At 71.0% G+C, this 20,069-nt stretch carries 19 protein-coding genes and 1 tRNA gene; 12 read left to right on the top strand and 8 right to left on the bottom strand.

Translation table 11 applies throughout. The features are described from left to right. The first annotated feature begins 91 nt into the window (after window positions 1-91). Window positions 92-994, top strand: coding sequence for an SUKH-4 family immunity protein (locus tag OG241_RS21520; protein WP_405817153.1), 903 nt, complete (start codon window positions 92-94; stop codon window positions 992-994). A gap of 37 nt (window positions 995-1,031) precedes the next feature. Here the strand turns inward: OG241_RS21520 and OG241_RS21515 are convergent, their stop codons facing one another. After that, the gene (locus tag OG241_RS21515) at window positions 1,032-1,565 is read right to left on the bottom strand and encodes a VOC family protein (protein WP_405817152.1); all 534 of its coding nucleotides are present in this window, start codon (window positions 1,563-1,565) and stop codon (window positions 1,032-1,034) included. 175 nt (window positions 1,566-1,740) lie between these two features. Continuing rightward, a tRNA-Cys gene (locus OG241_RS21510) sits at window positions 1,741-1,812 on the bottom strand. Window positions 1,813-2,081: 269 nt separating this feature from the next. On the opposite strand from OG241_RS21510, the gene OG241_RS21505 reads away from it, so the two are divergent. The 6 genes from OG241_RS21505 (at window position 2,082) to OG241_RS21480 (ending at window position 7,999) form a co-directional block, all read left to right on the top strand. Continuing rightward, on the top strand, window positions 2,082-3,566 hold the full coding sequence (locus OG241_RS21505; RefSeq protein WP_405817151.1) for an MFS transporter: 1,485 nt from the start codon (window positions 2,082-2,084) through the stop codon (window positions 3,564-3,566). 32 nt (window positions 3,567-3,598) lie between these two features. After that, window positions 3,599-3,796 (top strand): hypothetical protein, encoded by a 198-nt coding sequence (locus OG241_RS21500; RefSeq protein WP_371660291.1) that lies wholly within the window; start codon window positions 3,599-3,601, stop codon window positions 3,794-3,796. After that, window positions 3,796-4,164 (top strand): type II toxin-antitoxin system death-on-curing family toxin, encoded by a 369-nt coding sequence (locus tag OG241_RS21495; RefSeq protein ID WP_405817150.1) that lies wholly within the window; start codon window positions 3,796-3,798, stop codon window positions 4,162-4,164. Before OG241_RS21500 ends, OG241_RS21495 begins: the two co-directional genes overlap by 1 nt. A gap of 162 nt (window positions 4,165-4,326) precedes the next feature. After that, complete coding sequence (locus OG241_RS21490; RefSeq protein ID WP_405817149.1) at window positions 4,327-6,132, top strand: DEAD/DEAH box helicase; 1,806 nt, start codon at window positions 4,327-4,329, stop codon at window positions 6,130-6,132. Window positions 6,133-6,470: 338 nt separating this feature from the next. Next, on the top strand, window positions 6,471-7,112 hold the full coding sequence (locus OG241_RS21485) for an IclR family transcriptional regulator (protein WP_405817148.1): 642 nt from the start codon (window positions 6,471-6,473) through the stop codon (window positions 7,110-7,112). A 95-nt stretch (window positions 7,113-7,207) separates the two neighbouring features. Continuing rightward, window positions 7,208-7,999: a S16 family serine protease gene (locus OG241_RS21480; RefSeq protein WP_405817147.1), complete on the top strand. Its 792-nt coding sequence runs from the start codon at window positions 7,208-7,210 to the stop codon at window positions 7,997-7,999. A 54-nt stretch (window positions 8,000-8,053) separates the two neighbouring features. On the opposite strand, the gene OG241_RS21475 is transcribed toward OG241_RS21480, so the two are convergent. Further along, window positions 8,054-9,871, bottom strand: coding sequence for an RICIN domain-containing protein (locus tag OG241_RS21475; protein WP_405817146.1), 1,818 nt, complete (start codon window positions 9,869-9,871; stop codon window positions 8,054-8,056). A 226-nt stretch (window positions 9,872-10,097) separates the two neighbouring features. On the opposite strand from OG241_RS21475, the gene OG241_RS21470 reads away from it, so the two are divergent. After that, window positions 10,098-11,165: a LacI family DNA-binding transcriptional regulator gene (locus OG241_RS21470; RefSeq protein ID WP_405817145.1), complete on the top strand. Its 1,068-nt coding sequence runs from the start codon at window positions 10,098-10,100 to the stop codon at window positions 11,163-11,165. A 121-nt stretch (window positions 11,166-11,286) separates the two neighbouring features. Here OG241_RS21470 and OG241_RS21465 read toward each other — a convergent pair whose 3' ends face one another. The 3 genes from OG241_RS21465 to OG241_RS21455 all read right to left on the bottom strand — a co-directional run bounded on the left by OG241_RS21465 (window position 11,287) and on the right by OG241_RS21455 (window position 12,704). After that, entirely contained in the window at window positions 11,287-11,475 is a 189-nt protein-coding gene (locus tag OG241_RS21465) for a hypothetical protein (RefSeq protein ID WP_405817144.1), read from the bottom strand. 94 nt (window positions 11,476-11,569) lie between these two features. Next, on the bottom strand, window positions 11,570-12,157 hold the full coding sequence (locus OG241_RS21460) for an ArsR/SmtB family transcription factor (RefSeq protein WP_405817143.1): 588 nt from the start codon (window positions 12,155-12,157) through the stop codon (window positions 11,570-11,572). Window positions 12,158-12,227: 70 nt separating this feature from the next. After that, on the bottom strand, window positions 12,228-12,704 hold the full coding sequence (locus OG241_RS21455) for an Lrp/AsnC family transcriptional regulator (RefSeq protein WP_405826358.1): 477 nt from the start codon (window positions 12,702-12,704) through the stop codon (window positions 12,228-12,230). 156 nt (window positions 12,705-12,860) lie between these two features. On the opposite strand from OG241_RS21455, the gene hppD reads away from it, so the two are divergent. Further along, window positions 12,861-14,006 (top strand): 4-hydroxyphenylpyruvate dioxygenase, encoded by a 1,146-nt coding sequence (gene hppD / locus OG241_RS21450; protein WP_405817142.1) that lies wholly within the window; start codon window positions 12,861-12,863, stop codon window positions 14,004-14,006. Window positions 14,007-14,039: 33 nt separating this feature from the next. Here the strand turns inward: hppD and OG241_RS21445 are convergent, their stop codons facing one another. Further along, window positions 14,040-15,449 carry a tetratricopeptide repeat protein gene (locus OG241_RS21445; protein WP_405817141.1) on the bottom strand — a complete coding sequence of 470 codons (1,410 nt, stop codon included), beginning with the start codon at window positions 15,447-15,449 and terminating at the stop codon, window positions 14,040-14,042. 91 nt (window positions 15,450-15,540) lie between these two features. Between OG241_RS21445 and OG241_RS21440 the strand changes: the two genes are divergently transcribed. Continuing rightward, window positions 15,541-16,947 carry an FAD-binding oxidoreductase gene (locus OG241_RS21440; RefSeq protein WP_405817140.1) on the top strand — a complete coding sequence of 469 codons (1,407 nt, stop codon included), beginning with the start codon at window positions 15,541-15,543 and terminating at the stop codon, window positions 16,945-16,947. Between the two features lie 17 nt (window positions 16,948-16,964). Here the strand turns inward: OG241_RS21440 and OG241_RS21435 are convergent, their stop codons facing one another. Continuing rightward, window positions 16,965-17,453, bottom strand: coding sequence for an SsgA family sporulation/cell division regulator (locus OG241_RS21435; protein ID WP_405826356.1), 489 nt, complete (start codon window positions 17,451-17,453; stop codon window positions 16,965-16,967). Window positions 17,454-17,742: 289 nt separating this feature from the next. Between OG241_RS21435 and OG241_RS21430 the strand changes: the two genes are divergently transcribed. Together OG241_RS21430 and OG241_RS21425 are read left to right on the top strand one after the other, a co-directional pair. Further along, window positions 17,743-19,227, top strand: a complete 1,485-nt coding sequence (locus OG241_RS21430; RefSeq protein ID WP_405817139.1) for an RDD family protein — start codon at window positions 17,743-17,745, stop codon at window positions 19,225-19,227. Between the two features lie 144 nt (window positions 19,228-19,371). Continuing rightward, window positions 19,372-20,049 carry an RDD family protein gene (locus OG241_RS21425; protein WP_405817138.1) on the top strand — a complete coding sequence of 226 codons (678 nt, stop codon included), beginning with the start codon at window positions 19,372-19,374 and terminating at the stop codon, window positions 20,047-20,049. Window positions 20,050-20,069: the final 20 nt, after the last annotated feature.

Here is a 20,069-nt window from a genome sequence, read left to right as displayed (position 1 = left end):
AGTGTTCTGGGCAGTGGGAGGGCCTGCCGGGCAGCGGACGTTTTCGACGTCGCGTCCGGGGGACCGAGAACAACCATGCGCGGGGGAAACCATGAGCACGACGATCACGCCGACCAGGGGCGAACTGCTGACGCGCGTGGGCCTGCCGGCCGGCAAGGGCCAGGTGAGGCTCGGCGCACTGCGCACCGGGACCGTACGCACGGGGACCGTACGTACCGAGGCCGTACGGAGCGGCGCGGTGCGGGCCGGAGCCCTGCGGACGGTGGCGGACCCGACACCCGCCCGCCCCGCCCCGCTGGACCGGCGCTCGCCGGGTTCCCCGCTGGAAGTCCTGCGACGGTTCGCGGCGGCGACCGAGGAGATGGCAGCCGCGCGAGGCCAACTGGCCTTCTGTGCCGACAGCTTCGGCCCGCGGACGCTGGCGGAGACCTCCCGGCACCTGCTGATGGTGTTCGCCCAGGGCGCCGGCTGCGATGTGCTGCCGTACTGGAAGATGGCCGCCCTGATCCGCCCGCTGGCCCGGATCGCCGCCTCCGGCGCGGAGTCGGGCCTCGCCCTCGACCTGCCCGCCCGGCTCCTTGAGCAGGAGTTCGGCCACTCCAAGGTGGCCCGCTTCGAGGACGTCGACTTCCCGGCCCCGCTCACCCACGAGCCGACCCGCCGCTTCCTGAGCGGCACGGGACTCCCGGAGGACGGTGCCCACTTCGACCCGGACACCGACATACCGCTGCCGACCCTCGCGGAGTACTGCGCGGACGAGGACACGGCGACCGAACTCCCTGCAGGCGCAGGCGACTTGATCCGCCTGGGCCACCTGTCCGGGAGCAACAGCCTGGTCCTGGACGGCAGAACGGGCGCGGTCCTCACCTGGAACGAGGCAGCGGCCACCCTGCACCGCCTCAACACGGACGTCTCGACCCTCGCCTTCACGCTGTGGCTGCTGCGCCGCGCGAAGACGATCGACTTCGACGGCGAGGCGGGCAGGGTGCTCTGAGGCGGGGTGCGCGCGGTACCGAACCCCCCGTCTCGCGTCAGCTGGTCGGCCGCACGGGTGTACTGCCGCGCCCGTGCCGGCGACCGCTGAGCTCGGCGTCGAAAGTCTCCTGGGACACGCGCATGGCCTCGGCGTACACAGGGTCCTGCAGCCGCTTCCACATCTCCTCCTCGGAGACGTCCTCGACGCGGCTGACCACCCACCAGATGTTGCCGAAGGGGTCCCTGACACGGCCTCCGCGCTGGCCGAAGGCCTGGGTCGCCACGGGGGTGACAACCCGGCCGCCCGCAGCCAGGGCCTGTGCGAACGCCTTGTCCGCGTCGGCGACGAACACACGCAGCAGACTCGGCATGACGGGCCAGTCCGCACTCCGGTCGAAGGCCAGGACGACGGTGTCGCCGACCCGGATCTCACCGTGTCCGACGGAGCCGTGCTCCGTCAGCACCCGTCCCAACTCCTCGCCGTCGAACGCCTGGGTGACGAAGTCGAGGAACGCCCCGGTGTCGTCGGTGACGACCCAGGGCGCGACGGTGGTGTAGCCCGCAGGGGCGGCACTGGTCTGCTCGGTCATCGTGATCATGGTCCTCTCGTCGATGCTGAACGGCGGCACGACGCTAGGTGAGATGTAGGTCTGGTTCTGTCCCAGATGTGGGAGATGCGGTGAAGCCCAGGACGAGATGAACGGCAGCTGGGGCGGCCCTCTCCAGGAGGGCCGCCCCAGTTGTGCGCGACGGTCGGGCTGTTTGAGGCCGTGGCGGGAATCGAACCCGCGTAATTCGCTTTGCAGGCGAATCCCTGAACCACTCGGGCACACGGCCAGGTCGGGGGGCGGAGGGCGGGCGCGGTCCTGGTGGCCGTTCCCTTGTCCGGTCCGAACTTGGTGACTTGACCGTAGGGGCGGGGAGCGGGCGGGAACAAGGGAACCGGGCGGGCTGCAACGGGACTGCCACACGCCGTTCATGAACGGGGGCGCGGGGAGAGAGGCAGGGGAGGAGGGACGGCGCCGGTGGGCGTACGACCAAGGTCCCGGAGTGGCTCCTACCTCCGACAGGGGTCAACGTCAGTGGTGACCCTTACGCTGGCCTGCATGACCACCCTGGAACCGGGCGACACTGGCGTCGCATCCGACATCGCCGACGCGGACATCCCTACGGCCGCTCCGGCCGCCGTACCCGGTGAAGGTGAGGGGGTGCTGGGGCGTTCCTATCGGGCGCTCAGTATCGGGATCGTGTCCGTCGTGCTGCTGATCGCCTTCGAGGCGACTGCCGTGGGGACGGCCATGCCCGTCGCCGCGCGGGAGCTGGACGGGGTGTCGCTGTACGCGTTCGCCTTCTCCGGGTACTTCACGACCAGCCTCTTCGGCATGGTGCTCGCCGGGCAGTGGTCCGACCGCAGGGGGCCGTTGGGCGCGCTGACCACGGGCATCGCCGCCTTCGCCGCCGGGCTGCTGCTCTCCGGGACCGCCGGGGTCATGTGGCTGTTCATCGCCGGGCGGGCCGTGCAGGGGCTGGGGGGTGGGCTGGTGATCGTCTCCCTGTACGTGGTGGTCGGGCGGGCCTATCCGGAGCGGTTGCGGGCCTCGATCATGGCCGCGTTCGCCGCCAGTTGGGTGGTGCCGTCGGTCGTCGGGCCCCTGGCCGCCGGTGCCGTCACCGAGCAGCTCGGCTGGCGGTGGGTGTTCGTGGGGATTCCGATACTTGTGGTGTTTCCGCTGGCCCTCGCGCTGCCTCAGATACAGCGGCTGGCGGGCGGGCCCGTGAAGGCGGGGGAGCGGGATGAGCAGGAGGATCGGCGGCGTATTCGGCTTGCCCTCGGAATCTCGCTCGGTGCGGGGCTGCTTCAGTACGCCGCCCAGGACTTGCGGTGGGTCTCGGTCGTTCCCGGGCTCCTCGGAGTCTCGTTGCTCGTACCCGCCGTGCGCGGGCTGCTTCCCCGGGGGACCTATCGGGCCGCGCGCGGGCTGCCGTCCGTCGTGTTGTTGCGTGGCGTGGCCGCGGGGTCCTTCATCGCCGCCGAGTCCTTCATCCCCTTGATGCTCGTCACGCAGCGGGGGCTCTCGCCGACGATGGCCGGGTTCTCGCTCGCGGCGGGGGGCGCTACCTGGGCGCTGGGGTCGTCCGTGCAGGCGCGGGCGCGGATGGAGCCGTACCGGGAGCGGATGATGACGGTCGGGATGGTCGTCGTCGCCGCCGCCATCGCCGGGGCGCCCGCCGTGCTGATCGACGCGGTGCCGGTGTGGACCCTTGCCGTGGTGTGGGGGTTCGGGTGCTTCGGGATGGGGCTGGTCTTCGCCGGCACCAGCGTGCTGCTGCTGCGACTTTCCGCGCCCGAGGAGGCCGGCTCCAACTCCGCCGCCCTGCAGATATCCGACGGGCTCTCCAACGTGGTGCTGCTGGCAGCCGGGGGTGCGGCGTTCGCCGCGCTGGGCGGGGGGTCGGTGGCTGCTCATGCCTCCGCCGCGTCCGCCGGCGGCTCCCATCCGGGTGCCTTCGCGGCGGTGTTTCTGCCGATGGCGGGGGTGGCGTTGGTGGGGGCCTGGGTTACTACGCGGGTGCGGGCGGAATCTCGGTGACACCAGCTGGTACCGCGTAGTACCATCGGGGCATGGCTGGACTGAACCTGCGGTTTTCGGACGATGAGCTCGACGCGCTGCGTGAACGTGCCGCAGCGGAGGGGCGCAGCATGCAGGCGTTCGCGCACGACGCCGTGATCGCGGCCATAAACGAGCATTCGAGACTGTTCAACGAGGCCGCTGATCACGTACTGAAGGCCAGCGCCGAGCTGAACCGGAGGCTCGCCTGATGCAGTACCTGACCCTCCCCGAGTCGCTGAACCTCGCGAAGCGGCTCGGGGCGGACGACGTGCGCGACTTCGGACTCCTGGACTCGGCCCTCGTGCGCCCTCAGTCGAGTGTGTTCGGGCAGGACGCCTATCCCGACGTCTGGCAGAAGGCCGCGGCGCTGATGGAGTCCCTCGCTCGCAACCACGCACTCATCGACGGGAACAAGCGCATCGCCTGGTACACGACCTGGGTTTTCCTGCACATGAACGGACATCCACTGGACGCGGAGTTCGACGTGGACGAGGCCGAGGCGTTTGTCCTGGACGTCTGCCAAGGCGCCCTGGACGTGCCGAAGATCGCCTCCCAGTTGCCGCGCTTCGCGCGCTGACCCTTCCAGATGTGAGCTGAGTCCCATCCCCGGGTCCCCCCGCGGCGTACGCACGTTGACAGGCCCGGGCCGCCGGTAGGGTGGCCCGGTTGTCATACGCAGCCTCAGCCGTCGCTGGGGCTTCAGCCGCCGCAGAGCCGCCCGACCCACACCCCGGAGACCGTGACTACCACCGCCGCTTCAGCCGGTACCGCAGCCAATCATCACCTCTCGCCCGCCTATCCCGGCCGTGCCCCCTGGGGTACCGCCGGCAAGCTGCGTGCCTGGCAGCAGGGGGCGATGGAGAGGTATCTCAAGGAGCAGCCGCGCGACTTCCTCGCCGTCGCCACCCCCGGCGCCGGCAAGACGACGTTCGCGCTGACGCTCGCCTCCTGGCTGCTGCACCACCATGTCGTGCAGCAGGTGACCGTGGTCGCGCCCACCGAGCACCTGAAGAAGCAGTGGGCCGAGGCGGCGGCACGGATAGGGATCAAGCTCGACCCCGAGTACAGCGCCGGGCCGCTCAGCAAGGAGTACCAGGGCGTCGCCGTGACGTACGCCGGTGTCGGGGTGCGGCCCATGCTGCACCGCAACCGCTGCGAACAGCGCAAGACGCTCGTCATCCTCGACGAGATCCACCACGCCGGGGACAGCAAGTCCTGGGGCGAGGCCTGCCTGGAAGCCTTCGAGCCCGCCACCCGGCGCCTCGCGCTCACCGGTACGCCGTTCCGCTCCGACACCAACCCCATCCCCTTCGTCACGTACGAGGAGGGGAACGACGGGATCCGACGATCCTCCGCCGACTACACCTACGGCTACGGCAACGCGCTGGCCGACCACGTCGTGCGGCCCGTCATCTTCCTCTCCTACAGCGGGCAGATGCGGTGGCGGACGAAGGCCGGTGACGAAATCGCCGCCCGGCTCGGCGAGCCGATGACCAAGGACGCGATCTCGCAGGCCTGGCGTACGGCCCTCGACCCGCGCGGCGAGTGGATGCCCAGCGTGCTGCGCGCCGCCGACAAGCGGCTGACCGAGGTGCGCAAGGGCATCCCGGACGCGGGGGCGCTCGTCATCGCCTCCGACCAGGAGTCCGCCCGCGCCTACGCCAAGCTGATCCGCGACATCACGGGAACCCGGGCCACCGTCGTCCTCTCCGACGACACCGGCGCCTCCAACCGCATCGACGAGTTCGCGAACAACGACTCCCGCTGGATGGTCGCCGTCCGCATGGTGTCCGAGGGCGTCGACGTGCCACGGCTGGCCGTCGGGGTCTACGCCACCACCATCTCCACGCCTCTCTTCTTCGCCCAGGCCGTCGGGCGCTTCGTGCGCTCCCGGCGGCGCGGCGAGACGGCCTCCGTCTTCCTGCCGACCGTCCCCGACCTCCTCACCTTCGCCAACGAGATGGAGGTCGAGCGCGACCACGCCCTCGACAAGCCCAAGAAGGAGGGCGAGGAGGACCCGTACGCCGAATCCGAGAAGGAGATGGAGGAGGCGAACCGGGAGGAGGACGAGGACACCGGGGAGCAGGAGCAGTTCTCCTTCGAGGCGCTGGAGTCCGACGCCGTCTTCGACCGGGTGCTGTACGACGGTGCCGAGTTCGGCATGCAGGCGCACCCGGGGAGCGAGGAGGAGCAGGACTACCTCGGGATTCCCGGGCTCCTCGAACCCGATCAGGTGCAGTTGCTGCTGCAGAAGCGGCAGGCCCGGCAGATCGCGCACAGCCGTAAGAAGCCCGACGACGAGGCAGACCTCCTCGAACTGCCCGCCGAGCGGCGGCCCGTGGTCTCCCACAAGGAGATGCTGGAGCTGCGGAAGCAGCTCAACACCATGGTCGGCGCGTACGTCCATCAGACGGGCAAGCCGCACGGGGTGATCCACACCGAGCTGCGCCGCACCTGCGGCGGGCCGCCGAGCGCGGAGGCGACCGCGGGACAGTTGCGACAGCGCATCGCCAAAGTGCAGGAATGGGCGACCCGGATGCGGTGACGGCGCCGGCCGGGCCTCACATCCGCCCGGCCTGTCCGGTGAGGGGCGTGTGCGGCCATGCACACGCCGTGCATATCGGGAGGAAGGGCGCCAGTCCGTACCGCGGAGTGACCGGATTCTGGACGGAGCCTTCCGCTGAGCGAACCGCCTTCGCTACTGTCCCCGCAACGCACACGCCCCGTGGCAGCGACGCCGCGGAGCGCAGTCGTGAAGCGACAGCGCCCGGGAGAGCCCGGGCCGCCGCCGATCGGCCGCCTCTGACGCGCGTCGCCCACGGGACCGGCGACGCATCCGCCGTCAGGGAGCTGCCGACCTCACCACGTGAAGGAGTGGGCGTCGTGACCGCGGAGACCTCCCAGACGCTCGACCGGGGACTGCGCGTCCTCAAGCTGCTCGCCGACACCGACCACGGTCTGACGGTCACCGAACTGTCGACCCGGCTCGGCGTGAACCGGACCGTCGTGTACCGCCTGCTGGCCACCCTGGAACAGCACGCGCTCGTACGGCGTGATCTGGGCGGCCGGGCCCGCGTCGGGCTGGGGGTGCTGCGCCTCGGCAGCCAGGTGCATCCCCTCGTACGGGAGGCCGCGCTGCCCGCGCTCAGGTCGCTGGCCGAGGACATAGGCGCCACGGCCCACCTGACCCTGGTCGACGGGACGGAGGCGCTCGCGGTCGCCGTCGTCGAGCCGACCTGGACCGACTACCACGTGGCCTACCGGGCCGGATTCCGCCACCCCCTGGAGCGCGGCGCGGCCGGCAAGGCCATCCTCGCCGCCCGGCAGCAGCCCCCCACCACCCCCGGATACACCCTCACGCACGGCGAGCTGGAGGCCGGCGCGAGCGGGGCCGCGGCTCCGCTGATCGGCGTGACCGGCGTCGAGGGGAGCGTCGGGGTCGTGATGCTCGCCGACGCGGTGCCCGAGCGGGTGGGGCCGCGGGTCATGGACGCGGCCCGGGAAGTCTCCGAGGCGCTGCGCTGACCGGCCACCCTTCACCGGGCCTTCCTCGGCCTTCCGCCGACGAGGGCACGGCAGCCGCCCCCGGCCGGGAAACGCTCCCACGTTAGATTGACCTCGTGCTCTCTCGCCTCACGCGCCCCTGGGCCGTCGCCGTCTGTGCCCTGCCTGTCGTGGCCCTGCTCGCCACGGCCGCGTTCGCGCCGCTGCCGTTCACCCTGGCGCAGCCCGGCCTGACGGCGAACGTCCTCGGCGAGAACAAGGGCGACCCGGTCATCACGATCACCGGCGGGACGCCCCGCAAGACCCGCGGCGAGCTGCGGATGACGACGATCGAGGCGACCGGCCCCGACACCCACGTGAGCCTCGGTGACGTACTCGACGGCTGGTTCAGTACCGACCAGGCAGTGATGCCGCGCGACTCGGTCTATCCGAGCGGGAACAGCACCAAGGAGATCGAGGAGCACAACACCGCCGAGATGAAGCAGTCGCAGGACGCGGCGGCCGAGGCGGCCCTGAAGTACCTGGACGAGGACTCCGGCAGGATCAAGGTCACCCTGAAGCTCGCCGACGTCGGCGGCCCCAGCGCCGGGCTCCTCTTCTCCCTCGGCATCGTCGACAAGCTGGACGGCGACGGCAAGGGCGGAGACCTCACCGGCGGTCGCACCGTCGCCGGTACGGGGACGATCGACGCGGACGGCACGGTCGGCGCGGTGGGCGGGGTGGCCCTGAAGACGCAGGCCGCGCGTCGCGACGGCGCGACCGTCTTCCTGGTGCCCGAGGCGGAGTGCTCGGACGCCAAGTCGGAGCTTCCCAAGGGGCTGCGGCTGATCCCGGTGACGACTCTCAAGGGTGCCGTCGGAGCGCTGGTGGCGTTGGAGACAGGACAAGGGGATGTGCCGAGCTGTTAGCTCCGCGCATCCCCTGCCCACTTCACACCGCTGCCGACCTCACCTCACGTCGGCTCACTTGACCAGTTTCCAGTCCTGCGAGCCGTCCGTCGCCGCGTTCTGCAAGGTCAGCGGGGCTCCGGCGGACGCGCCGGTCAGGTACAGGGCCGTGTTCTTGAGCGACTGGAGTCGGTAGTAGCCGTCGGCCGTCTTGATCAGGTCCCAGCTGCCCGTCGAGCTGTTGTCGACCCACTGGCCGACACGCTGGCCGACCGTCGCGTTGCCGGTCCAGATGGCCGCCGAGCGACCGCCCGACCTGTTCAGCAGGGTCGTACCACCCTTCGGCTCGGTCACCACGTGCCAGGACTGGGTGTCGGGGTTCGCCGCCGCCCCGGCGTCCTCGAGGACCACGTCAGGTGTGTCCCCGTTGCCGAGGTTGGCGTCGTTGGTCTTGTTGCCGGTGCCGATCACCTGGCCGGTCTTGCGGTTCAGCAGCTGGTAGTAGGTGCCGGCGGAGTCGCCGAGGTCGACCTCGGCGTAGGCGATCGTGGACGTGCCCTGGTTGTTGAGGATCGCGACGCGTCCGGTGGAGTCGACGTACTGCAGGCTGCGGCTGTAGCCGGCCGGCGAGGTCGTCTGGTACTCCGTCCACACCCCGTCGCTGCGCCCGCTCTCGTTGACCCAGACGTCGCCGCTGTTCGAGGCGTTGTACACCAGGCGTCCGTCGGGAATCCGGATGAGGACCGGGCTGCCGCCCTGCGAGAGGGGCCGGGAACCGGCGACGACCGGCAGCGTGCCGACGGACATGCCGGTCTGGGAGCCGCGGAAGAACTTCAGCGGGCTGTCGGCGATCACATAGCGGGTGTTGGCCCCGCCGCCCCAGTACTCGAACGTGAGCAGCCACCGGCCGTCCGACGTGGCGACGACGTTGGTCATGCCCGGCCGTCCACCGCCGATCTCCGTCTTGCCGCCGCCCATGTCCTGCGTGGCACCGGCGACGTCGACGACCGGGACGCTCCACGCGGTGGCGCTGCCGTCCCAGGTCCGGTGGGCGAGGATCTGGCCGTGCGAGTCGGTGGCCGTGTCGTTCGCGGGGTCGAGGATCGGGACGCCGGTGACCGGGTCGAAGCCCGTGTAGTCGTTCTCGTCGGAGTAGAAGCAGACCAGCTTGCCGCCGTAGACCATCAGGTACGGCTCCCAGAGGGGGTCCACCTGCTTGTTCGTGTTCGCCGCCGCGATGTTCTGGCCGACCGCGCCCGCGCTGCCGCCCTGCCAGCCCGCGGACGCGATGACGTTGACGACCTTCCAGCTCCTGCCCTCGTCGACGCTGGAGTACAGGGCGATCGCCAGATCCTTGCGGTCACCGTCGTTGTTCGGCGTCCAGCTGGGGTCGGCGGCCTTGTGCTCCTTGTAGTAGTAGTCGTCCCCCGACACGACACTCGCCAGCAGCAGGGTGCCCTTCTTCAGCGCACCGACGTTCTGCGGAAGGACGTAGAGGTACGGGTTGGTCCAGTTGCTCGTGTACTTGGCGTACCTGGGGTCCGTGGAGAGGTACGCCGGGGCCTTGACCTCGGACAGCGGCTGCCAGCTCGTGCCGGCGTCGTCGCTCTTGTAGACCGGGAGGGTCTGGCCGTCGGCGCTGCCCGACTGCGTCACGACGGTGGACTTCTCGAACGACGCGACCAGCCGCCCGCCGGGCAGCTCGGCCGACTTCGGGTAGATCGCGCAGTTGCCCCGGCCCTTCAGGCACGGCTCGTTGCCGAGCTGGTAGAGGATCCCGCCGGTCGGGTCGTAGGCCTGCGCACTGGCCATGGGCACCGCCAGCAGCGCGCCGGCCGCGAGGAGACTCCCCAGCGCCTTCGTCAGCTTTCCTCTACTCTGCGTTCTCCGCATCACCGCTCCGATCGCTGTGCCCCGACTGCACGCATGACTGCGTAGTCAGGCCGGATTCTGTTGCCCGGATCGAGCCGCCGTCAATACTTGTGTCGCAGCTGTTTCCCGCTGTTTCCTGCGGATTACGGCTTCGATTGACGATTTCGAGGACCGGGCCGCACACTGTTCGCGACGGTTTTCTGACAGCGCAGTCCTGTAAAGGCAGTCCTGAGAAGAGGGAGCTTCGGTGGCTGGCACCCAAGGTCGTGAAGGCCGTGACGGAGTCTCGCGGCCACCGGCGACGAGCACCGATGTCGCACGGCTCGCCGGCGTCTCCCAGAAGACGGTCTCGCGTGTCATGAACAACGAGCCGTACGTCCGCGAGGAGCTCCGGGAGCGGGTTCTGCGGGCGGCCCAGCAACTCGGGTACCGGCCCAACGGTGCGGCGCGCAGCCTCACTTCGGGCCGGAGCCGCAGGCTTGGCGTGATCTCCCTCGGGGCCCGGCTCTACGGACCCATGACCATGCTCGTCGCGATAGAGCGCTCGGCGCGCCGGCTCGGCTACTCGGTGAGCGTCGCCCACACCACCGAGGACGACGAGCACAGCATCGCCGAGGCCATCGACAGCCTCCTCGAACAGGGCGTCGACGGCATCGTGCTGTCGGAGGCGATCGACGAGGGGAGCCCCGTCAAGGTCTGGCTGGACGTCCCCATCCTCACCATCGGCCGCTTTCCCGGTCTGGTCGCCGCGCGGCGGATCCGTTCGGCGGAGAAGTCGGACCGCAGCGGGTATGTGGCGACCAGGCACCTCATCGACCTGGGGCACACCGAGATCCGGCATGTGTCGGGGCCGGGCCAGTGGTGGGCGTCCCGTGACCGTGCGGACGGCTGGCGCTCGGCGCTGACCGAGGTGGGCCTCCCGGTGGCCGAGCCCGTCGCGGGGGACTGGTCCTGCGCGAGCGGTTACGAGGCGGGCCTTCGGCTGGCGGACGACGAGGCGATGACCGCGGTCTTCGTGGCGAACGACGACATGGCGATCGGCCTGGTCAGGGCGTTGCACGAGCGGGGGCGCCGGGTTCCGGACGAGGTGAGTGTCGTCGGGATGGACGACATCCCCGCCGCCCGCTTCCAGCAGCCCGCGCTGACCACGGTGGCGCAGGACTTCGACTCGGTGGCGACCGAGGGCATCGGCTTCCTGGTCGACGAGATCACGAACCCCGGCTCGACGGAACGCGTCCTGCACGAGGTGGACCCGCCGCTGGTGGTACGGGAGTCGAGCGGGCCTCCGCCGGGGAGGGGCCTGGGTTCGGCCTAGGTTTCGGTCGGGCCCTGGTTTCCCGAGGGCGCTGGCTTCGGACGGGCTCTGATTTGGTCAGGTCCTGGTTCCGGGCGGGCCCTGTATTTGCTCGGGCCCTGGATTCGGTCGGCCCCCGGTTTCAGGCGAGCCGGGGCTTCGGCGGCGCGGAGGCCAGACGCAGGCCGACCTCTACGAGGGTCCAGCCGACGCGGGTGCGGAGGTCCCGCGGGGGGCGCTTGGCGGCGAGGGCGAGACGGTGGGCGTCGGCGTCCGCGCGGAGGTCGGCGGCGCGGAGGGTGTGCGGGGCGAGGTAGGTCTCGGAGTTCATCGGGCTTCAGCCTCTCAAGTCAGGGCAAGTCGTTTCAGGGCAGGTTGAGTCAGTTCAAGTCAGTTCAAGTCAGGGCGGGGCAGGGCAGGGCGGATCAGGTCGTGCGGGTCGGGAAGACGTGGGTGTGGACGCGGACCGTCTCGGCCTCCGGGGTGCCTTCGGCCGGGGCCTGGGCGCGGTAGCTGTCGACGAGTTCGTGCATCCGGTGGATCAGTTCGAGGGCCGTCTCGGGTGTCAGCCGTAGCGTCATGTCGCTCATGTCCGAGGAGCGCTGCCAGGCGTCCGACCAGTCGTTCGCGTTGCCGAGCCAGGTCGAGATCTCCCGGGTGTGGCTGTTCGCGACCTCGTGGATGAACAGGTCGGCGGCGCCGCGGACGGCCGGGTCGGGGTCCTTGAGCAGGGCGTCGTCGAACTGCACAGCTTCGTGGGCGGCCCGCCACCAGCGCTCCCGCCCCTTGCCGTGCTCGGGCGCGTCCTCGACGAAGCCGTGCGCGGCGAGCTGACGCAGGTGGTAGCTGGTCGCCCCGCTCGACTCGCCCAGTTTCGCGGCCAGTTGAGAAGCGGTTGCGGGACCGCCACGGCGGATTGCGGTCAGAAGCTGCATCCGCAGGGGATGGGCGAGACCGCGCAGTGAACGGGCGTCGAGTACGTGGGGTGTGAGTTCTTCGGGCTGCTCCGGCATGAGTACAAAGGTAGCGTTGCAAAGAAGTACTTGCAAGGGTTTCTTTGCAACTACTTCTTTGGAACTCCCGTCACCCGCCGTGCTCCGACGCCGCCTGTTCCACCAGCGGGATGATCCGCAGGGGGACGGGGTTCTCCATCACGATCGCCGTGGCGGCCCGGACGATGCCGTCGAAACCGACGACCCGGTCGATCACCCGCTGGAGATCGGCGTTCGAGCGGGCCACCAGCCGGCACAGCATGTCCCCGTTGCCGGTGGTCGTGAGCAGCTCCAGCACCTCCGGCACGGACGCCAGGTGGGCCCGTACGTCCGGCCCCTGTCCCTGCCGGATCTGGAGCGTCGCGAAGGCGGTGACCGGGTAGCCGAGCGCCGCCGGGTCCACCTGCGGCCCGAACCCCCGGATGACGCCGTTCGACTGAAGCCGGTCGAGGCGCGCCTGCGCCGTCCCCCGTGCCACACCGAGCCGCCGGGACATCTCCAGCACGCCGATCCGCGGCTCCCGCGCCAGCAGCACGATGATCCGCCCGTCCAGCTCGTCGATCGCCACAGCGGCCTCCCTGATCCCTCTCGCGTCCTCGGTGCGGATGGTCACCCTGGTCATCCTGTACAGAAGAGCCGCCCAGTCCCGCACTCTCCTGAACAAAATGCCCACTCAACACGCGAACTATTGCGCACCTTGCAAACCCGGCGCGACCCTTCACCCATGACGCAGACCACACACCACACTCCCGACACCGCCCGGCAGGCAGACCCCTTCCCGGTCAAGGGAATGGACGCCGTCGTCTTCGCCGTGGGCAACGCCAAGCAGGCGGCGCACTACTACTCCACGGCCTTCGGCATGCGGCTCGTCGCCTACTCCGGACCGGAGACGGGCAGCCGCGAGACCGCGTCGTACGTCCTGGAGAACGGCTCCGCCCGGTTCGTGTTCACCTCCGTCGTCAAGCCCGCCACCACCTGGGGCCACTTCCTCGCCGGCCATGTCGCCGAGCACGGCGACGGCGTCGTCGACCTCGCCATCGAGGTCCCGGACGCCCGCGCCGCACACGCGTACGCCGTCGAGCACGGCGCCCGCTCGCTGGCCGAGCCGTACGAGCTGAAGGACGAGCACGGCACGGTCGTCCTCGCCGTGATCGCCACCTACGGCCAGACCCGCCACACCCTCGTCGAACGCACGGGCTACGACGGTCCCTACCTCCCGGGGTTCGCCGCCGCCGCCCCGCTCGTCGAACCGCCCGCCCGGCGCACCTTCCAGGCGATCGACCACTGCGTGGGCAACGTCGAGCTCGGCCACATGAACGAATGGGTCGGCTTCTACAACAAGGTCATGGGCTTCACGAACATGAAGGAGTTCGTGGGCGACGACATCGCCACCGAGTACAGCGCGCTGATGTCGAAGGTCGTCGCCGACGGCACCCTCAAGGTCAAGTTCCCGATCAACGAGCCCGCCCTCGCCAAGAAGAAGTCCCAGATCGACGAGTACCTGGAGTTCTACGGCGGTGCGGGCGTCCAGCACATCGCCCTCAACAGCAACGACATCGTCGAGACCGTACGGACCATGCGGGCGGCCGGCGTCCAGTTCCTCGACACGCCCGACTCCTACTACGACACCCTGGGGGAGTGGGTCGGTGACACCCGCGTCCCCGTCGAGACCCTCCGCGACCTGAAGATCCTCGCCGACCGCGACGAGGACGGCTATCTGCTGCAGATCTTCACCAAGCCGGTCCAGGACCGTCCGACCGTCTTCTTCGAGATCATCGAACGGCACGGCTCCATGGGCTTCGGCAAGGGCAACTTCAAGGCCCTCTTCGAGGCGATCGAACGGGAGCAGGACAAGCGCGGCAACCTGTAGGACCGGTGGTCGGCCGGCCGGGCGGGCCGTAGGTCACGGCTCGCCCAGTTCCGACAGTGCCTCCTTCGCCGCCCGCGCCCCCGCCGGTGAGAAGTACGGGTTGATCCGCAGCGCCTCCTCCAGATGCCGGCGCGCCGGCCCCGTCAGCCCCAACTCCCGCTCGATCATGCCCCGGTGGTACGCGTACAGCGCGCTGCGCACCTCGGCGCCGTGCTCCTTGTCGGTCGCCCGTCTCGCCCAGCCCAGCGCCTCCTCGCTCTTGCCCGACCGGTGCAGTGCCCAGCCCAGCGCGTCCGCCGCGTCGAGCCCCGGCTGCCGCGCCCACTCCGCCCGCAGCCGCCGTGCCGCCGACGCCGCGTCCCCGTGGTCCGCCTCGAACCGGCCGAGCAGCAACTCCTCGTCGACACCGCCCAGTTGTTCCTTCGCGACCCGCGCCCGCAGTGCCGCGTACTGAGCCCGCGCCTCCTCCGGACGGCCCAGTGAGTCGTACAACTCGCCCAGCTCCAGCGCGTATTGGGGCGATGGCTGTTCGACCAGGGCCGCCCGGTAGGCGGTGAGAGCCTCCGTCGGCCGGTCCAGGGCCGCCAACGCCCGTCCCTCGCCCGCCCGAGCGGAACCCAGCCCGGGATCGAGACGCAGGGCCGCCCCGAAATGCCGTAGCGCGTCGGCCGGTTCGCCGCGTTCCCAGGCCAACTCGCCCGCCCGGTACTGCCATTCGGCCTCCTCGGCCGGGCTCGTGGCCCGCGCCGCCGCGTCCGAGAGGGCCGCCTGCGCGTCCTCGCGGCGGCCCTGGTCCCGGTACACGCCCGCCGTCCGCGCCAGCACCGCCGGGACCGAAGCCGCAGAAGGCAGCTCCCGCAGCCGCTCCAGCGTCCGCCGGACCGCCTTGTAGTCGCCGAGGCCCGTGTACGCGTCCAGCAGCGCCGGGTACGACGTCCAGCGCTTCGGCGCCCGGCGCAGCGCCTCCTCGCCCCACTTCCGGGCGGCCGGGAAGTCGCGGCGCGCGTTCGCCAGCGCGGCCATGCCCACCAGACCCTCGGCGTTCCCCGCCCCGCTCGCCGGGCGCACCCTCAGTGACGTACGCAGCGCCCGTTCCGCCCTCGGGAAGTCCCCGGCGTCCGACGTCCGCAGCCCGCGCTCCACATAGGCCGAGCCGAGCTGCGCCCAGGCCTGTCCGTCACGCGCGTGCGTGCGGACGTACGCCTCGCGGTCGCCGATGAACACCCGCAGGTCGGGCAGTGCCGCGGGCGCCCCGCCGGTCACCGCCCGTTCCGCCCGGCCCCCCGGACCCGGCGCGGACCCGGCGGACGGACGGTCCGGGGGCAGCATCATCAGGGCGCCGCCGAGCACCGCACACCCCGCGAGTGCGGCGATCAACGGACGCGGGAGGACCTGACCCCGGACACGAGCACGGACATGCGCACGGACTTTCTCCATCTCCATGGCGTCACTGTGCGTCAGTACGACGACCGGATTCCCGTACCGAAAGCCCCTCGCGGACGGGGTTCACACCGATGGCCCCGAGTGCGAACCTGTGATCATGAGCCGTATCCAAGCCGCACCCGACGAAGCCCAGGGCAACCTCACGGACCGGCTGCTCGCGGAGCTGCCGGCCGAGGCCGTGCTCACCGATCCGGACGTCACCGCCGCCTACGCCAACGACATGGCGAGCTTCTGCGAGGCGGGCAGCCCGGCCGTCGTGGTCCTGCCGCGCACCGTCGAACAGGTCCAGCACGTCATGCGCGTCGCCACCGAACTGCGCGTCCCGGTCGTCCCCCAGGGCGCCCGCACCGGACTGTCGGGCGCGGCCAACGCCTCCGAGGGCTGCGTCGTGCTGTCGCTCGTGAAGATGGACCGCATCCTGGAGATCAACCCGGTCGACCGCATCGCCGTCGTCGAGCCCGGCGTCGTCAACGCCACGCTCTCCCGCGCGGTCAACGAACACGGCCTGTACTACCCCCCGGACCCCTCCAGCTGGGAGATGTGCACGATCGGCGGCAACATCGGCACCGCGTCCGGCGGGCTGTGCTGCGTGAAGTACGGCGTCACCGCCGAGTACGTCCTCGGGCTGGACGTCGTGCTGGCCGACGGGCGGCTCATGTCCACCGGGCGGCGGACCGCGAAGGGTGTCGCCGGGTACGACCTCACCCGGCTGTTCGTGGGCTCGGAGGGCTCGCTCGGCATCGTCGTACGGGCGGTGCTGGCGCTCCGGCCGCAGCCGCCCGGGCAGCTCGTACTGGCCGCCGAGTTCGCCTCGGCCGCCGCTGCCTGCGACGCGGTGTGCCGGATTATGGAGGGCGGTCACGTCCCGTCCCTCCTCGAACTGATGGACCGTACGACCGTCAAGGCCGTCAACGACCTGGCGAACATGGGGCTGCCGGAGACCACCGAGGCCCTCCTGCTCTGCGCCTTCGACACCCACGACCCCGCCGCCGACCTGGCAGCCGTCGGCGTGATCTGCGAGGCGGCCGGAGCGACGCAGGTGGTTCCCGCCGACGACGCCGCCGAGTCCGAACTGCTCCTCCAGGCACGGCGGTTGTGCCTCGTCGCGCTCGAAGCGGTCAAGGGCACGACGATGATCGACGACGTGTGCGTACCCCGGTCCCGGCTCGCCGAGCTGCTGGAAGGCGTCGAGCGCATCGCCGAGAAGTACCAGCTGACCATCGGGGTGTGCGCCCACGCGGGCGACGGCAACACCCACCCCACGGTCTGCTTCGACGCCCAGAACGCCGAGGAGTCCCGGCGGGCCCGCGAGTCCTTCGACGAGATCATGGCCCTCGGCCTGGAGCTGGGCGGCACGATCACCGGGGAGCACGGCGTCGGCATCCTCAAGAAGGAGTGGCTGGCGCGCGAGCTGGGCCCGGTGGGCCTGGAGATGCAGCGGGCGGTCAAGGCGGCCTTCGACCCGCTGGGCATCCTGAACCCGGGCAAGCTCTTCTGAACGACCCGGGGCGCGTGTCATACGTAGCCCTCCCCTTCCTGGGACTCGTCCGAGGGCCACGGGTCGCGCAGCCACAGCTCGTCGTGACAGCCGGTGGTGGGCGCGAGCAGCTCGGCGAGGCCGTCGTCGATACCGAGCTGCGCGGCCTCAGAGCCCGGGGGGACCGCCCTCAGGGTGCGCTCCAGCCATGCCGACACCTGGGGGATGGGCGCCTCCAGCAGGGCGTCCCCGTCGGGTGAACTCAGCGCCATCAGGACGACACTGCGTCCGTCGACCTTCGTCGGCCACACCCGGACATCACCGTGACCGCACGGCCTGAACACCCCCTCGACCAGGAGCTCACGGGCGAACGTCCAGTTCACGGGGTTCTCGGTGCCGATGTGGAAGGCGATGTGGACGGCGAACGGATCGTTGGTGCGGTAGGTGAGCCTGGCGGGCACGGGGATGCTCCGCTCCGGCGACAGGATGAGTTTCAGCTCCAGTTCCCGTTCCACCACGGTGTTCATCGCGTGGTTCATGGCGGGCACTTCCTCTCTCGTCGAGCGTGTCGGACGCGTCGTGCGGGGCCCTGCGGTGGCCCCGTACGAGGAGAGAGCGTGCGGAGGCGTCAGCATTACGCGGGTTCCGAGAGGTTTTTCGGAGAAGTTTTTTGCGAACGGTGTCGGAGCGGTCGCGACTGATGGCAGAAGCTGTCACGAAGGGAGTAGGTACGGCCGGAGGGGCAGTAGGGTGTGCGCCGGTCTGATAGATGTGGGGCACCCCAAATGACCCCCGAGCAGATACGGGACGACGGACATGAGCGCCCCAACCCCGGCCCCCGGTGACGACAGGCCCCGCGAAGGGTATTACCCGGACCCGTCCATTCCTGGATATGTCCGGTTCTGGAACGGCACCTCCTGGGTGCCGGGCACCAGCCGCCCGGCGCAGTCCGACGGCGCGCCCGCCGCGGCGCGGGTCGAGGAGACCGGGCCGCACTTCTTCGACCAGGACCCGACCGGCCAGGCCGCCGAGCCGCGCCGGGCGACCCCGGCCGAGGCCCAGCACGGCAGCCGGCCGGAACCGGCGTCCGCCTGGGGCGCCGACCGCTCGCACCAGTCCGGGTTCGGCGGCGACCGGGACCGCCATGTCTCCTGGGGCTCACCGGCGCAGGCGGCCGACCCGAGGACGGCCGACCCCAGGGCGGCGCACGAGCCCCCGGTCCAGCCGGACGGGCGGTCGGCCAGTACGGACGGTTCCGCGACGATCCCGCCGATGGAGCCGGACGTCGGCGACATGCCCGAGTCGGGCACGTTCGTGTTCCGCCGGCCCATCCCGGGACCGGCCGCCACCGGAGCGGAGGGAGGCGTCCCCGGCACCCGTGGCCCCGTGCCTTCCGAGGGCACCATGACCTTCCGTGCGCTCTCCCCGCGCACGGGGCGCGAAGACGGGGCGGGCGGCGCGCAGCCGGGGAGCACGGGCTCGCCGCAGGGCGCGCAGGGCCCCGTGACGGCACCCGCTCCCGCACCTGCTCCCGCTCCCGCGTCCGGCCGTGGCTTCGGCGCCGGGAAGGCCGCGGCGGCCCGTGCGGCGGCGGCCCAGGGCGCCAACCCCGCCCTGCTGCCCGCGACCCCGGCCGTCCCCCAGCAGAACATTCCCGGCGCCGGCGCGCCGATGGCCCACGGCGTCGGCGGCGGCCAGCCGTCCTGGGCCATGCAGGCGCCCCGCCCGGGCGGGGCCGAGGAGGGCGGGGAGCAGCGCCTCGCGCCCTGGAAGCCGCCCGTCGAGGACGTGTTCCAGGCGGCCGCCCGACGACAGGCCTCGGCCCGTCCGGCGAACCTCGGCAAGAGGCTGGTAGCCCGGTTCGTGGACACCCTCGTCCTCGGCGCCCTCACCGCCGTGGCCGCCGTACCGCTGGGCACCATGGCCCTCGACCACGTCAACGAGAAGATCGACGCGGCCAAGCTCTCCGGCGAGACCGTGACCGTATGGCTGCTCGACGGCACGACCGGGCTGTACCTGGGCATCGTGCTGGCCGTACTGCTGCTGGCCGGGGTCCTGACCGAGGCGTGGCCCACCGCCAGGTGGGGCCGCACGCTCGGCAAGAAGCTGCTCGGCCTGGAGGTCCGGGACATCGAGGGCCACGAGCCCCCGTCCTTCGGCGCGGCCCTGCGCCGCTGGCTCGTCTACGGCGTCCCCGGGCTGCTCGGTATCGGTGTCGTGGGCGTCCTGTGGTGCCTGTTCGACCGCCCGTGGCACCAGTGCTGGCACGACAAGGCGGCGCACACCTTCGTGGCGGGCTGACCACGGACGACCGGGCGTACGGCTCCAACACGGCCGGACGTTCGACACGGGTCGGCCCGCTACGGCGTACGCCCCAGCCGATCCGGTACCCCGGACGGCCGCTCGCCGGATGCGGGCCCGGGCGGTTCGCGGTCCACTCGGGCCATGAGCAGCGAACCGCCCCCCGGCTCCGGTCAGCAGCCACCGGACGACGACCCGTTCAGGAAGCAGCCACCGCCCCCGTCGTACGGCTCAGGCGACCCCTACGGCGGCTCGGGCGCCGCCGGCGGAGGCTCGCCGTACGGGGGCGGTGGTGCGCCGTACGGCGGAGCCGGCGGGCCGTACGGAGGCGGCGGCGGTGATCCCTACGGCGGGGCCGCCGACCCCCTCGCGGGCATGCCCCCGCTCGCTGACAGCGGCCGACGGGTGCTCGCGCGGATCGTCGACATGATCCTCGTCGGTGTCGTCGTCTGGCTGCTCACCCTGGGCTTCAACGTCAACGAGTACGACGTCAACGGCGACAAGATCGAGTACGGCCGCTCGATCGGCCAGTCGGTCATCGCCGCCGTGCTCTACATCGCGTACGACACGATCCTGATGTCCCGGACCGGGCAGACCCTCGGCAAGAAATGGCTCCGGCTGCGGGTGGCCAACCTCGACAACGGCGCCACGCCCTCCGTGCAGAGCGCGTTCGTCCGGTCGCTCGTGCTGTGGATCCCGTTCGCCTTCTGCTGCGCCTGCATCTGGACGGCGATCTCGGGCGGCTGGAGCTTCTTCGACAAGCCGTACAAGCAGGGCCTGCACGACAAGGCGGCCAAGACGGTGGTGGTCAGCACCGGTTGAGCGTGAACCGGCGCGGGGGG

Origin of the sequence: Streptomyces sp. NBC_01390, assembly GCF_045040105.1 — a bacterium.
Taxonomy (GTDB): Bacteria; Actinomycetota; Actinomycetes; order Streptomycetales; family Streptomycetaceae; genus Streptomyces.
Note: the sequence above shows the minus strand (reverse complement) of the source record. Positions and strands in the feature narration are given on the sequence as shown.

Coding starts and splice junctions, on each gene's coding strand:
- OG241_RS21505 (WP_405817151.1), top strand. CDS start 2,082: ATGACCACCCTGGAACCGGGCGACACTGGCGTCGCATCCGACATCGCC.
- OG241_RS21515 (WP_405817152.1), bottom strand. CDS start 1,565: ATGACCGAGCAGACCAGTGCCGCCCCTGCGGGCTACACCACCGTCGCG.
- OG241_RS21475 (WP_405817146.1), bottom strand. CDS start 9,871: ATGCGGAGAACGCAGAGTAGAGGAAAGCTGACGAAGGCGCTGGGGAGT.
- hppD (WP_405817142.1), top strand. CDS start 12,861: ATGACGCAGACCACACACCACACTCCCGACACCGCCCGGCAGGCAGAC.
- OG241_RS21500 (WP_371660291.1), top strand. CDS start 3,599: ATGGCTGGACTGAACCTGCGGTTTTCGGACGATGAGCTCGACGCGCTG.
- OG241_RS21445 (WP_405817141.1), bottom strand. CDS start 15,449: ATGGAGATGGAGAAAGTCCGTGCGCATGTCCGTGCTCGTGTCCGGGGT.
- OG241_RS21425 (WP_405817138.1), top strand. CDS start 19,372: ATGAGCAGCGAACCGCCCCCCGGCTCCGGTCAGCAGCCACCGGACGAC.
- OG241_RS21435 (WP_405826356.1), bottom strand. CDS start 17,453: ATGAACACCGTGGTGGAACGGGAACTGGAGCTGAAACTCATCCTGTCG.
- OG241_RS21460 (WP_405817143.1), bottom strand. CDS start 12,157: ATGCCGGAGCAGCCCGAAGAACTCACACCCCACGTACTCGACGCCCGT.
- OG241_RS21520 (WP_405817153.1), top strand. CDS start 92: ATGAGCACGACGATCACGCCGACCAGGGGCGAACTGCTGACGCGCGTG.
- OG241_RS21495 (WP_405817150.1), top strand. CDS start 3,796: ATGCAGTACCTGACCCTCCCCGAGTCGCTGAACCTCGCGAAGCGGCTC.
- OG241_RS21465 (WP_405817144.1), bottom strand. CDS start 11,475: ATGAACTCCGAGACCTACCTCGCCCCGCACACCCTCCGCGCCGCCGAC.
- OG241_RS21430 (WP_405817139.1), top strand. CDS start 17,743: ATGAGCGCCCCAACCCCGGCCCCCGGTGACGACAGGCCCCGCGAAGGG.